The organism is Dyadobacter sp. 676 (assembly GCF_040448675.1).
GTDB lineage: Bacteria > Bacteroidota > Bacteroidia > Cytophagales > Spirosomataceae > Dyadobacter.
In genome coordinates, this window is the sequence record NZ_CP159289.1 from 5,391,664 (window position 1) to 5,405,772 (window position 14,109).

The window sequence follows — 14,109 nt, forward strand, 5'->3', positions numbered from 1 at the left end:
ACGCACCTTTGATAAACTGTTTAAGTGATTTTTAATTAGGACGTTTCGACTACGGACGTAAGTATCATCGAGAAAGCTCTTAAACTGGATTTTCATGACCCCCCCGGTCATTTGGCGAACTGTTTTAGGAATAAGGCTGGACTAACGCCGGCGGCATTTATCGCATCTTTGGGCGCGTGAGGCGACCAGTCTGGGGCGTAGATCTGACTGAGGTGGCTCCAAAAAGCGGCACACATTTTTGCACATCGTGATGCAAAGTGAAAGAAACCAAAACTGTAAAGACTCGTCGGAGCTACGATTCCAATTTTAAGCAAGAGGTAACCAAAATGCTCGTTTCCGGTCGAAGCGCTAAGGAAGTTTCCGAATCATTTGGAATTGCTGAGAATCTGCTTTATCGTTGGAAGAGAATGGCAACTATGAAGACAAAAACAAAGCAGGTGCATGGAGAGAGTGGCAAAGCAGCAAAACTTGCTGCTGAAAATGCTAGACTGCGAGCGGAAGTTGAACGCCTAAAAACCGACCGAGAGATCTTAAAAAAGGCGTTGGGTCTCTTCAGCACGTCCGACTAAGAGACGTCTATGACTTAATAATATCTCTTTCCAGTACAAATAGGGTAAGTTATCTGTGCTCGCTTTTCGAGGTGAGTCGCACAGCCTACTATCGGTACAGGCGAGGAGAAAGTCATAATGCGGACAAAAAATACAACCGTCCAAAGCATGAAATACGGATCGAGTTTGTCCGGAATATGAAGCGATACGGTAGCAGGCGAATCAAAGAATCTTTAAAACAAAAAGGCATCAAGATTGGCCGTCGTAAAGTTGCTGAAATCATGCGAAAGGAAGGTTTAAGGGCCATTCAGCCACCCAGATTTATTCCGAGAACCACGGATAGTAAGCACGGAAAACGAGTTTGCCGGAATCTGCTGCCTGATGAGCCGAAGCCAAGTCAGCCCAATGCAGCTTGGACATCGGATATTACTTACATACCCTTAAAAGGCGGGAAATGGGCTTATCTGTGTGTCTGGATGGACCTGTATTCCAGGCAGATTGTCAGTTGGCAATTAGCCGACAACATGGAGGAAAGCCTTGTCAGGGAACCGTTGGTAAAGGCACTTCTCAGGCGAAGGGTCAAACAGGGAATGATCGTGCACTCGGATCGTGGCGGACAATATTTGTCACGAAAAATGAAGAACGTGATCAAAACGTTCAGGCTCAGACAGAGCATGTCCCGCGCCGATGATCCGTATGACAATGCCTGGGCAGAGTCATTCTGGGGGAGGTTGAAGGCCGAGTTAGACATGCCAAAGGGCGGCTACGAAAGCATCGAGAAATTAAAGTCTGCTTTATTCGAATACATTGATGGATATTACAATACCAGAAGATTACATTCTTCATTGAACTACCTAAATCCGGTAGCTTTTGAAGCAGAATATTACCGGCAAACGGGATGAGTTTTGAAGTTTAAAAACATTTATTAACCCGCAAAAGTGTAAACCAAAACGGAACCACGTCATAGTACGATGAACTTTGCAACCGGGCAGGGCGTACCAACTATCAGCCGCTTCCGAGTGCATTGATAAGTGTCTCGAATAAGGGAGATATAGGTAACAGCCATTATTGTAAAGTTAAGTTTTAGCAACGACGGAAAGCAACGTTGTCCCAATGAGCATCGGTGAAGGAAAGGCCAAAAAACCTTCTTATTGAGGCGTTTCAAGATCATTACGATACTACTGTAAGCTTTCCCGAAATTGAAGCCTTACCCTAATGAGGACAGTGCACGTTTAGACTTTATCCATTTCTAGTTTCTTGACAAACGTTGCCGGTGCTAAGCCAGCCAGTGCTTGATGCGGATGAAATCGATTGTAATCTTCCATCCATTCGTCAGACAAAATACGAACCTGTTCAAGGGATTCAAATAAATAGGCATCTAAGACATCCTCGCGATAAGTGCGGTTCAATCTTTCCACATACCCATTTTGCATCGGTTTTCCTGGCTGAATATAGTGGATTGCGATGCCTTTATCTTCACACCATTGCCTGAATTTATCTGCTAGAAATTCAGGCCCATTGTCAACCCGAATTTGTTCGGGGTATGGTCTGACTAATGCTATTAGTTCCAAAACATCGATTACTTTCTGAGCAGGAAGTGAAAAATCTGCATGTGCTGCAAGTACTTCTCTGCTGCAATCATCCAGAATTGTCAGCACTCGGATCTTACGTTTATTCACCAGCGCATCAGAGACAAAGTCCATGCTCCAACTCTTGTTTGGCTCACTGGGTACCTGTAAGGGCTGCTTGATTCGAGCTGGTAAACGCCGTTTGTGACGACGGCGATGCTTCAAATTTAGCAGTCGGTAAACTCTTAGAACCCTTTTGCGGTTCCACACTAAACCCTCATTGCGAAGTTTCCCATAGTAGTCGTCAAAGCCTCTTGTCGGGTAGGCTTCCGCATATGCTCGTAATTTTTCAATCACTGGCTGATCATCTTTTCTGCTACGGTAGTACCACTTAGATCGATGTAACCCAACTACCCGGCAAGCCCTGCCAACGGATACTTTTTCTTCAACAGCCCACCCCACAAGTTCCTTTTGTCGACAAGGCTCTACAGCTTTTTTTCGATGATGTCCTTTGCAAGTTTGTAATCCAGGCTTAGTTCCGCATACATCTGCTTCAATCGTCGATTTTCATCCTGCAAAGCCTTCAGTTCTTTCAATTGCGCAGCTTCCATACCACTGTATCTTTTGCGCCAATTGAACAACGTTGCCTTGGAAATGCCGTATTCGCGGCAAACATCCATGGCTTCTCGGCCACCCTCATACTGTTTGAGGATCGCCACGATCTGGGTCTCTGAGTAGTTTTTCTTTTTCATGTGACAGTTAAAATTAGCTCATTTCGAGTCTAATCCTACACTGTCCTAAATTCGGGAAAGCCTACAAATTCGGGAAAGCCTACAATTCGACATAAACGCTTGCATACGTTCAAGTGAAGCTTGCAACTCGTGGGTAAACACAGGTAGCTGTTCAAATGTGCGTTGGTCTATTAATTGATTGATTTTTCTTGTTACAGACACGACAAAGTTAAACGGGCCCTGCACATCATGAGTGACTGATGCAAGCAGGAGGGAAAGTAAATAAATCTGATTATCCAGCTGCTGGTTTGAAGTATTCAGGTCGGCAAGCATGACTTGTAAATCGTTCGTCCTGTCAGCCACGATTTCCTCTAGAAGTTTATTGCGCCTTTCCAGTTCACGGGCGTGTCTTTTTTCTATTTCGAGTTTCCCATTCTGTAGCTGACGTTCGCGCTCAATGAAGAAGGTGATCGGCACGACCATAATGCTGATTAGCGCCCCGCGAATTGAAAGGCGCAACATCCCAACCCAAAAGGGATTTTTTCGGATCGGTGCCAATGGGAAGTCTTCAAAAAACGGGTTGGCAAGGTGATAAAAAATAATTGACAGGCCGATGCAAATTGCTACGGAAATGGCGAGTTTATGCGAGCTGCGCAGCTGTTCGCGTTGGTGAACAACACAGGTTGCCGTCCAAGAGCTAAAAGAGTAACAGCCAGATCACAATCTCTGAACCGATTAGGTTGAAAAGGTCTTTGCCTTGTCCTTCTGAAATTCTTACAGGCAAAATACCTAGGGTAGTAAAAGTAGCGATGATCAGGCCTAGGGCAACTTGATATTTTTTCAATGGAAAACAGACTAAGTTTTGAATGGTGCGGCGGGGAAATATACATGCCAATAGATACCGGCCAGCTTTTGGCATGTCAGGGAGCGCCATAAGGAGGTACTGAATTTTAGCATCTGACACGTGGACAAGAGCGGATGCTACCGACAGGAGAAAAAAACACCTTTCCAGCCCTGCAGGAAAGGTGTTTTTTTCTAGATCATATGTTGGGCCGGGTGGCCAACTTATTGCGTTCCGCCATTTACTTGCCCCGCAGGAACTTGAAGCAGCTTTCCGAGCCGTCCTGGTAAGTAACTTTAAGTATGTAGATACCTGCTGGAAGCACATTTACATCGACATAGCCTGCTCGCACCTTGGCAGCGATAGTTGCCCCTGACGCATTCACAATTGTCACCTGCGTGACCACCTTCTTGCCGGTATTTAAAAACACCCTTTCAGTTGCAGGGTTAGGATAAACGTATGCTACCGGACCGTTTTCCACGTTCAGGCTGCGCACTCGACTGTAAGCAAATGTCTGGTCTTTATCGACCATTTTAAGACGGTAAAGATTATCTCCTTCAAGTGGCGCCTGGTCAGTGAATTGATAAGTCTTCAAGGAGTTGCTCTCGCCATTGGAAGCAACGATGCCGATCTGTGTCCAGTTTTTCCCGGTTGTGCTTCGCTCGATTTCAAAGCGGTCAGAATTCACTTCTTCGGTTGTCGACCAGCTCAAAAGTGCTGTGCCGTTTTCCTTATGGGCGTCGAACGTAACCAATTTAACCGGCATCGGGCAGTCTACAACAATGGTCACCGTTGCGATCGATTCGAGCCCATTGCCGTCAGTGACAACGTAGTCTATGGATACAGTATCACGCAGCCCATTCAGAGGCGTAAACGTCACAGCGCCTGTAGTCGGGTCAACATTGTACTGCCCCTGGCCGTCAACCACAAGGGTAGTAACGCGGTCAAGCGAACCGGGGGTGATCAGTCTGACGCTGGAAGCCACCAGTGGAGCGCTTCCGGCCACATCATTTGTTAGCACGTCGACAGTGGTCGCATTACAAGTAGTGGTACCATCGTCGTCTACGGCCACTGGTGGATCGTTCACGATCGCGCTTGGGCAGCGCGCGCCATCGCCGGGGGTTACACCTGTTGCAGTTGAAAACAGGGATGCGGTTAGATTTGTAAGAGGAGCGGTGATTTTGAAAATTGCCCCGCTGCCGTTGTTACCAACGTACATATCCCCATCGGTGTCAAAGAATGCGGTACCGAATGCGCCCGTATAGGCAGAAGTCTCGATCCCTGCGCCGGTTACAGCCCCTAATGTGGTGCGGGCGCCGGTGGCGGGGTCAAAACTATACAGCACTTTATTCGTACCGAATGCATAAATCTGCCCATCAGTGGGATTGAACGACCAGTCATTTAGTTCGGTCGGCGTGGTAGGCACAGTGACGGCTGTCAAATAATTGGCTGAGCCAGGGTTCAAATCAACCTTGGTGATCTGGTTAGCATTCGCTGCATACAGATACAGGACACCGTCGGGACCGACATCTCCTGTGGCATAGCCTGGGACGGGCGAAGGAAAGCCGGTCACATCATAGAATTTGGTAGACCAGTCGCTTCCTATACGGACTAGTTGATTGGTATTATAACGGAAACCCCAGATGTAGTTATCGACGGTATTATATCCGATGGCGTTGACAAACGCGTTAGGCCCTTCAATCAGGGTTTGTTTGCCCAGGACGGTACCGCCTGAGGATAAGTCAAGGGTGTAGCCGTCGGAAATGTTCGAGCCGCCAATGTTGCGGTTCCCGATCACATAGCTGAGCTCTGAGCAGGGGAAAGCGGGCTGGGCCGGGCAGTTGCCGGTAATTACAAGGCTCGCTTGCCCTTCGAGTCCGTCGGCATCAGCCACTACATAGGATAGCGAAGCGCTTCCAACAAAACCTTCCACCGGCGTAAAAGTAACGGCTCCGGTGACCGGATCAACCTGGTAGCTGCCCTGTCCAGGGACTGAAAGGGAGGTTACACGCGCTAACGTCCCTGGTTCAATCAGGCGCACAGAGGAGGGTACGATTGCCGCATCGCCTGCAAGGTCGTTTGCCAGTACATCAATTACTGTACTTTCACAGGCGACAGCTGCTGTATCGTTGACAGTCTGCGGGGGCACCGGAACGGCAGCGTTCGCGCAGCGGGCACCGTCACCGGGAGCGATGCCTACGTTTGAGAACAGGCTGGCAGTCAAATCTGTCAGTGGGGCAGTGAATTTAAAGATTGCCCCGCTGTCGTTGTTGCCGACGAACATATGACCTTCCGAGTCAAAAAACGCGGTGCCGAATGAGCCGGTTACGCCTTCGATGCCACCGCCTGTCACAGCTCCGATTGTAGTGCGTGTACCGGAAACAGGGTCAAATTGGTAAAGTGTTTTATTAGTACCAAAGCCGTAGAGCTTACCATCCACGGGATTGAATGCCCAGTCATTCAGTTGCGTGCCAGTCGTTGGCACATTTTGGGCTACAAGATAGTTGGCAGAACCCGGGTTCAGGTCAATTTTGGTAAAACTGGAAGCATTGAAAGTGTACAAATACAGCACCCCTTCCGGACTCACATCCCCGGTCGCGTAGGTTGTCCCTGTTAGTCCTGTAACGGTAAAAAATTCGACTGACCAGTCGCTGCCGATCCGTACGAGCTGGTTAGTGCCACTGCGGTATCCCCAGATATAATTGTCGACTGTATTGTAGCCGATCGCATTGACAAACTGAGTACCGCTGCTGATCAGCGGCGATTTTGCCAGGGCCGTCTCACCGGTGGAAAGGTCGAGCGTGTAGCCGTCCGAAACGTTGGCGCCGCCGATGTTCCGGTTCCCAATCACGTAACTGGCCTGCGAGCAGTCAAAGGTAGGCTGTTGTGCCAATGCATCAAAAGGCAGGGCCATTACCGAGCTTATCGCGGCCAACCTAAGGCTGTTTTTAACACTGCTAATGAATCTTTGCAAATGTTTGCTCATAGTTTCTTGATTGATTGACGATAAAAATTGATTAAAGCATATTCAATAAGAACCCTGCGGAAAATGGCCGGCCATTTCCGAAAGTTGATTTCAATTCATAGAGGGGAATAAATGATACGCAGGGTTAACAGCCCTTGCAGGGTTCAAAATTAAAGCGATGCAAATTTAGGTTCGAAGCGAATGCTGCGAAATCATAATTTTTCGAGCAAACTATTTTTTTTATCGCTGGGCTTTTTGAATTAGGTGTAGTACTGGATAGAAGTACTTGTCAAAAGAATTGATGGGCTGACTAGATCTATCGTTAATGGTATGCAGGCGCAGTTGTGTAGATCAACAAACGGAAGGGTCAATCCGATATGCCAGCCTTTTTTCGAGGCTGCTTATAGGTAGGGCTTTGACTGCCTAATGTATAGGCATTGATGACATGTTGGCCGGTTTTTTCACATAGGAACGATTGGCCACAAGACACTTTCTGGATGCATTCTAATAACTGGTTACTCACATTGTCCTTCGAAATAAAGCCGGTTGGGGTGTGGCCGGCAAACTGCCGCAGATATTCAGAATCAAAAATATCATACATGACGATTATAGGAAGATTTGCTCCCATCATTAGCACTTTCTCCATTAATAAGGTGGCGGTCGGCCTGTCTTCCTGGTTAAAGCCAACAATGATCAGTTGCAATTCCGCGGGTGGCTGAAAGGTATCAATCTCGTCCTTACGATATACTGTTTTGCACTTGCTGCCAGGCAGCAGGTGGTTAAGATATGCCTGCATGCCCAGGCAGGATAGCGGTTGTAGATCGATAATAACGATGCTTGACATTGATTTCAGGTTAACAAAGTGGGTGATTACAATTGCAAGTTGGGTGAGTCAATTTATACGAAATTTCCAGTAGGATATTTCATATTTTATCGGTCTACTTTTGAAAGGCATCACCGATAAACGCAACCATATAGGATATATGGTCGGCACCGCTACGAAAAATAATCTCCTGGCAAAGCCAGGAGATTATCCGTTTTTTCACATAATTGTCTATTCTAAATTGGTTGTTTTCCTGCTCAATCCTTGGCAAGCACCGTTTTATAGAACATACCAGCCAGAAAAGCACCTGCCAGAGGAGCAACAATAAAAAGCCACAGCTGCTCTATGGCCCATCCGCCAACAAAAATTGCCTGACTGATGCTCCGCGCCGGGTTGACCGAAGTATTGGTCACCGGGATACTGATCAGATGGATTAAGGTAAGGCCCAGACCGATTGCGATACCCGCAAAGCCGAATGGCGCGGATGGGTAGGTGGAGCCCAAAATGATAATCAGAAAGATAAAGGTCATGACAAATTCGGTCATCAGGGCGGCTGTCATACTGTAATGTCCTGGCGAATGCTCACCATAACCATTAGCAGCAAAATCGCCGATTGCACTGCCGTTGCCGGTGACAATTAAATATAGGACTGATGCGCCACAAAGTCCGCCGAGCGTCTGGGCAATCATGTAAGGTGCAAGACTTTTACCTTCAAAGCGGCCTCCTGCCCATAGGCCCAATGAGACGGCCGGGTTCAAGTGAGCCCCCGAGATATGGCCTAGCGAATACGCAATCGTCAGAACGGTCAGGCCAAAAGCGAACGAAACACCTAGCAAGCCAATGCCTACGCCAGGGAATGTAGCGGAAAGTGCGGCACTGCCGCACCCTCCTAACACTAGCCAAAATGTTCCAATGAATTCAGCAAAGTACTTTTTCATGTTCGTGAATTGTTTACAGTGGAGGATAAGGACTTTTTAATCAGAGGTTTCTTGCATAGTAAACCAGTGAGAGTAGGACGGTAAAAAATATGATGGATACCCAATCTTTTCGATCCAGACCGGATGGCCCTTTGCAGGTATTGTTGTCCATGATTTGGTGTGTGAGAAGCAAATAATTTGTTCCGGGCGGCACCTTGCCGCCCGGAATGGTAAACGTTACCTGGTAACGGCTACTTTATGTGTGCTGATAGTGCCGTCAAACAGGGCGATAGTTAGCGTGTAAAGGCCTGGCTGTAATCTGGTCACATCGATTCCCTCGGATGTCATGCGCTGACTGCCAAAAACCTTTACACCGCTGGCGTTATGTAAAACTACTTGTTTGATTTGCTGAAAATCTTTGATATGGAACCTGTCCGAAACAGGATTGGGGTACGGACTGACGGCGGTGAATTCGCTAAACGTAACATTCCGCATGGCACTATACGCAGATGTTTCGTCTTTGTCCACCATCTTTAAACGGTACAGATTTTGGCCGGAAAGTGGACGTTTATCTACGAAGATGTATTCCCTTCTGATCCTGCTTTCACCGTGGGATGCAACTATACCTACTTGATTCCACTGCTTACCATTATCACTCCGTTCGATCTCAAAACGATCACTGTTGGTTTCCTCAGTCGTCGCCCACTCCAAGCGAGCCGTTTGGCCTTCCTTTTCTACATTGAAAGTAACTAGGGTAACTGGCAGTGGCACCTCGGTGGAGCCGATGCCAATTTGGGTAATGGCTATTCCTGCCGGAATCGTACCTGATAGCGAGCTGTTCTCCGTATTGCCCGATGCAGTCCCGGCACCACTCAGATCGATCCATTGCGTGCCATTCCAGCCTATTAAACGAAGGTTGGTTGTGGTCGCATATCCTGTAAGGTCGGGTATAGACACTGTCACAGCTAAACCGTCGTCATCAGCTGGTGATGCTGCGATCCAATCCCAGCTGCCCAATCTAAAGACGGATTGGATCGGTCCTGCAAACGCTGCGGCGTTTTCTACATTGGTAGCATCATAGGCAGTGGTGAGTTGCGCGGTGGCACTCGAAGGAGCCGCGATGCTCAGCGTCCTTGAATCGGTTCCATTACCGACAGGAAATGTAAACGCATCATTACCAATTTTACCCACATATCCGTTTACGTGCTGCGCGTCGGTATTACCTCCTGTGTAGCTGGCGCCGTTCTGGAAACGCAATGCGCCTGTACCTGTGTTGGCGCGGACTGTGGTGGTAATGCCGTTGCTAAAAGTAGCCAGATTGCGCACATTCACACCGGCCGTATTGGTAATGTTAATAAGCTGCCCTGCGCCATTACTCAGTTCCAGATTAAAGAAATTAGGGCTTGAAGATCCGGCTATTTCCTGGGGACCGGTAGCTCCCAAGGGACCCAGGAATTTATCGATATGACCCGAAGATGCATTATAGATGCCGTCGTTGACAAATGTTTGGGCAGATGGCCCGTGGTGCTCAAAGATGCCGTTATTGCTGCCGTTGTATACACCGGTGCCCGCATTGAACCACTGATTTTCCCAATCACTGATCAGCCCGCCGTCATTGGTCATAAGCCCACTATTATAGAGCTGCGCTCTTGCGGTAACAGCGAGTAATGCCAGCGGTATAAAGTTTAAAAATACCTTTTTCATGTTTTTCCAGGTTAAAAAACGGACTTGCAATGTATGAGTGCTTGTTAGCCTCAAATTTTCCTTAACATTAAAGCCGGGAAATGACCATGCGGCGGCTAAACGATCTCATGCTGGTAGGGCCGCAACCAATACACAATGACATAGAGGCCGTAATTTTATCTCCTTTGACCAAGTATTCGACTGAAGAATTTTGTCCCCCAGACCGCATAGTTGGTGTGGTTCCGTTGGTCATTGTATAATATTGGAGTGGTGCGGCCCAGGCGCCATTTTTTTTAATACTCAGGGCACGATGCGATGTCGAATTTGCTACTGTCAGATAACCTGATTCGAAGAATTCAATATTATAGTAACCTGTTTCCGGGCATGTCCAGGTATCGGTTGCCAAATTAAAATCAACACCTCCGTTGGAGCTGAAGTCAATGGTGCTGAAGTCCGCATCCACGGCAACCCCGGCAGCATGGGTCTGCTCGACGGCTGATGAAACGGAATACAGGTACCTTACTGATGTCTTGGCGAGCATACCCACTTCGTAAGTTGTGCCGGATGCAGTGTTGTTGCCAGTTTTTGCCAATAGGGCCGACTCACCTGCCTCCAACACCAGGGTTGGTGTGTCATCGATCAGTTCACTGCCATTCGCATCTATTGTAAGCGTGTATACGTTGGAAGTATTTTTAAAGAAATACAACCGACCCGTCCTGTCTGGTGCGCTTGTGGAAGCTGGTAGTGTAATAGTGCCCGCAGCAGTCCCGTTCCAGGTTATAAAGAACTCGTTTTCGCCGGCTAAATGAGAGTTGGCTGTAACAATGGTATTTGCAGCAGCAAATGAGCCGTTGACAGTCAACTTCGAACCGGGGGTGGTTGTTCCTATTCCAACGTTACCGGTCTGTGCCTGGGCTTTTACGGCACCAAACGATAACGAGAAAAGTGATAACGTCATCACGATCAGTATTGTCTTTTTCATAATTCTTGTCGTCTAGTTGTAAATATGTTTTAAACTGTAATATGTAGAAGACCGGCGTCAATCGCTGCCAGGTGGAAAACAAAGCGTTACCTGGTAACGGCTACTTTATGTGTGCTGATAGTGCCGTCGAACAGGGCGATAGTAAGCGTGTAAAGGCCTGGCTGTAATCTGGTCACATCGATTCCCTCGGATGTCATGCGCTGACTGCCAAAAACCTTTGTGCCGCTGGCGTTATGTAAAACTACTTGTTTGATTTGCTGAAAATCTTTGATATGGAACCTGTCTGAAACTGGATTAGGATATGGACTGACGGTAGCCAGTTCGGCAAACGTGACATTACGTATGCCGCTATACGCAAACGTTTCGTCCTTGTCTACCATTCTCAGACGGTATAGGTTTTGTCCGCGTAATGGGGTTGTGTCCATGAAATAGTATTCCCTTGTAATCCTGCTTTCGCCGTTTGATGCAACGGAGCCGATTTTGCTCCACTGTTTGCCATTACCGCTGCGTTCAATCTCAAAACGGTCGCTGTTAGTTTCCTCGGTCGTCGCCCAATGCAACCGGCTTGTTTGCCCTTCTTTTGCTGCATTGAACCTGACCAGGGTGACCGGTAGTGGCGCGATGAGGGTCGCGAAAGTGTAGGCAGTGTAAGTGTCCGGGGCCAGCGCTGCTGTCGTCGTAATTGAGCCGGCCGTCAAATCGCTGTTTCCTCCCAGGATCGAGGTGGTATCAACCTTGGATGGGATTGCGATCCACTGACTACCATTCCACCCGGCTATGGTTAGCTTGTTGAGCTCGTTACCTGTTAAACTTCCGATCGCACTGGCGGCATCCCAGGTTAACGTCAACGGTGTTGCGTTAGCCCCATCAATATCCCAATATTCAACTGTACTGACCGCGTTTAGCTTGGCTTCAAAGGAGCTGGTCGCAAACGGACCTCCTGAAGGCAAAGCAGTATAGTTTCCCCCGGTGAACAGGTTGCTTGTTGTGGCTGTGCCCGGGTCTGCAAAAAAGTATGCGCCCATTGTCCCGTCTGCCGAAGCGGCAAACTGCCCTAAATGGGTATTGTCGCCTACGGGAAAAATGAACTGCCCCGAACCATACTTTCGTACATATCCATCCACATACCCTGCGTCGGAAGCATTAGTTGCGGTGGTCGCGGACGGTGCAAAGTTGAGTATACCAAAATTTCCACTCGCGCGCTCCGTCAAAATCACGCCGGGTTGAGCGCCACCACCGCCAGTGTTGAAATTGTAGTTGCCAAAGAAAGTCATCTGTGCACCACCAAAGATGGTGGTATTGCCCTGCCCGCCTTGTTGGGCGAGGGCTACGTCGGCAAGCCCCCATTGCACGCATATGCCAAGGGCAACCGCCCCGAGCCTTTTACTGGCTTCGAGGGTCATTTTGTATATGGTTCTCATCCTGATGTATTTTGAATGAATGATCTTGGAGCAGTAACATGCGCCAGTCTAAGGACTATTTGCTATTTACAAGCTGGGCAGATGCACTGTTGGCCGCCGGAGCCGTTTCCAACTTCGCTTCAAATGCAGCCAGCTTTGCTTCCAACGCGTCCATTTTTGATAGTCTTGCTTTTAGGACGTCGATTTCTGCTTGTTGTTCTTTAATTTCTGCCTGCTGCTCCTGAATCGCTTTGGTGAGCACCGGCACCAGCTCTGTATAGCGAATAGATAGAAAATCCTCCTTATCCTCTGGCACATTCACGATGTCTGGCAGCACTTTGACCATTTCCTGCGCAATGAAGCCTAATGAGAAGTGCTTTTTCTCTGCTTTTTTATAATGGTATTTCTTAGGCCGCAATTGCATGATGGTGGCAACGCCACTTTCAATGTCGGAAATGTCTTCTTTTGTCCGGATATCCGAAATGGCACCCCACGTAACGTCTCCCGGCGTTAGTTGCACGCCGGTGGTGTGCGAGCCATTGGTATAGAACCGGTATCCGCCACCAAACCGCATGGTCATCGTGTTGTCTGCCCAGGAACCTATCGCCACGCCGCCACTGCTATTGTCTGAAAAAACGAAAGCGTCAGCATGGTTCGCCCTTGCGTTGTTGCCGATTGCAATGGAGGCGTTTTGTTGTGCAAAACATGCGTATCCCAACGCTACGGAGGCTGGACCATTCGCTTGAGTAAGCCATCCTAAGGAAACGGCACCAATATCGGACGCCGATACATCGTTCCCCATGGCAACGCTGGCACTCCCGCCTGCGACGGCCGAATACCCGGCAGCAATGGAGTTGGTTCCTGACGCCGTGGTCTCCCGCCCGAGCGAGATGGCGTAAGCCCCGGAAGCCCGTGCGGTCAAGCCAAACGCCATTGATGTCGATCCCGAGGTTACACTTCCGTTCCCACCGGCAAAGCTATTGATTGCGTTGGCCATGTTACTTTGACCGACCACAAAGCTGTGGTCGCCGGCAACAGGGATGCTATTTTGATAACCTACTGCCAGCGACCGGATCCCGGCGACAGCGTTTTCTTGTCCGATCGAAACGGCCCAGTTGGCCCTGTTAATATTCCCCCGCCCAATAGAGGCAGCCCCTAGAACAGTTGGGTCAAACGTATTGTCGGCTCCATTGCTGACAGACATATTACCTGCTTCGACGTTCAAATGCGCGTTGGGGGTAATCGTCCCAATACCTACAAAACCATTGTCTTGTCTGATCACCGTCCTGTGGTTGTTGGTCGCCTGGACTTCCAGGTTTACATTGGCGCTGATCGTGGTAGGGCTGGTGCCAATTTTGACTTGCGCGAATACAGCGGAAGATGCTGTCAGCACTGTTCCCAGCGCTAGGGTGGAAAGTAGTCGAGATGTTTTCATATTGATTTATTTGTGTTGATTAATTGATTATTTGCTGTTTGCATAAATTTTGGAACATAAAATACCCGTCCCGCCAAAGTGGGTTTTGACCTTTTCTTAAAGAATCCGCCTTTTGATGAGCTTTTTAGTTCCGGATGCAGGCTAATGATACCGTTCTTTCATATTGACTTGGTTTGCTTATACAGGAGCTGAAGACCTGACGCTGTAAACGTACCA

Annotated in this window: 13 protein-coding genes; 2 read left to right on the forward strand and 11 right to left on the reverse strand. The window is 48.4% G+C overall.

Features of this window, described 5'->3' with window-relative positions; translation table 11 throughout:
* The first annotated feature begins 257 nt into the window (after nt 1-257).
* Both ABV298_RS24000 and ABV298_RS24005 read left to right on the forward strand, forming a co-directional pair.
* The gene (locus tag ABV298_RS24000) at nt 258-569 is read left to right on the forward strand and encodes a transposase (protein WP_353718687.1); all 312 of its coding nucleotides are present in this window, start codon (nt 258-260) and stop codon (nt 567-569) included.
* Between the two features lie 20 nt (nt 570-589).
* Complete coding sequence (locus ABV298_RS24005; RefSeq protein WP_353723238.1) at nt 590-1,450, forward strand: IS3 family transposase; 861 nt, start codon at nt 590-592, stop codon at nt 1,448-1,450.
* Between the two features lie 330 nt (nt 1,451-1,780).
* Here ABV298_RS24005 and ABV298_RS24010 read toward each other — a convergent pair whose 3' ends face one another.
* The 11 genes from ABV298_RS24010 to ABV298_RS24060 form a co-directional block, all read right to left on the reverse strand.
* Nucleotides 1,781-2,674 (reverse strand): IS3 family transposase, encoded by an 894-nt coding sequence (locus ABV298_RS24010; RefSeq protein ID WP_353723163.1) that lies wholly within the window; start codon nt 2,672-2,674, stop codon nt 1,781-1,783.
* A complete protein-coding gene (locus tag ABV298_RS24015; protein WP_353718688.1) occupies nt 2,602-2,868 on the reverse strand; it encodes a transposase in 267 nt (88 codons plus the stop codon). The genes ABV298_RS24010 and ABV298_RS24015 overlap by 73 nt, the downstream gene beginning before the upstream one ends.
* Nucleotides 2,869-2,913: 45 nt before the next feature.
* Complete coding sequence (locus ABV298_RS24020; protein ID WP_353718689.1) at nt 2,914-3,369, reverse strand: hypothetical protein; 456 nt, start codon at nt 3,367-3,369, stop codon at nt 2,914-2,916.
* 175 nt (nt 3,370-3,544) lie between these two features.
* Entirely contained in the window at nt 3,545-3,781 is a 237-nt protein-coding gene (locus tag ABV298_RS24025) for a hypothetical protein (protein ID WP_353718690.1), read from the reverse strand.
* 148 nt (nt 3,782-3,929) lie between these two features.
* A complete protein-coding gene (locus ABV298_RS24030) occupies nt 3,930-6,623 on the reverse strand; it encodes an Ig-like domain-containing protein (RefSeq protein WP_353718691.1) in 2,694 nt (897 codons plus the stop codon).
* A gap of 397 nt (nt 6,624-7,020) precedes the next feature.
* Nucleotides 7,021-7,497, reverse strand: coding sequence for a hypothetical protein (locus ABV298_RS24035; RefSeq protein ID WP_353718692.1), 477 nt, complete (start codon nt 7,495-7,497; stop codon nt 7,021-7,023).
* A 236-nt stretch (nt 7,498-7,733) separates the two neighbouring features.
* On the reverse strand, nt 7,734-8,441 hold the full coding sequence (gene aqpZ / locus ABV298_RS24040; protein WP_353723239.1) for an aquaporin Z: 708 nt from the start codon (nt 8,439-8,441) through the stop codon (nt 7,734-7,736).
* Between the two features lie 189 nt (nt 8,442-8,630).
* Entirely contained in the window at nt 8,631-10,097 is a 1,467-nt protein-coding gene (locus ABV298_RS24045) for a T9SS type A sorting domain-containing protein (RefSeq protein ID WP_353718693.1), read from the reverse strand.
* Nucleotides 10,098-10,164: 67 nt separating this feature from the next.
* Nucleotides 10,165-11,058 carry a hypothetical protein gene (locus ABV298_RS24050; RefSeq protein WP_353718694.1) on the reverse strand — a complete coding sequence of 298 codons (894 nt, stop codon included), beginning with the start codon at nt 11,056-11,058 and terminating at the stop codon, nt 10,165-10,167.
* An 86-nt stretch (nt 11,059-11,144) separates the two neighbouring features.
* Nucleotides 11,145-12,479 carry a T9SS type A sorting domain-containing protein gene (locus ABV298_RS24055; protein ID WP_353718695.1) on the reverse strand — a complete coding sequence of 445 codons (1,335 nt, stop codon included), beginning with the start codon at nt 12,477-12,479 and terminating at the stop codon, nt 11,145-11,147.
* Between the two features lie 55 nt (nt 12,480-12,534).
* Nucleotides 12,535-13,893, reverse strand: coding sequence for a tail fiber domain-containing protein (locus ABV298_RS24060; RefSeq protein WP_353718696.1), 1,359 nt, complete (start codon nt 13,891-13,893; stop codon nt 12,535-12,537).
* Nucleotides 13,894-14,109 lie beyond the last annotated feature (216 nt).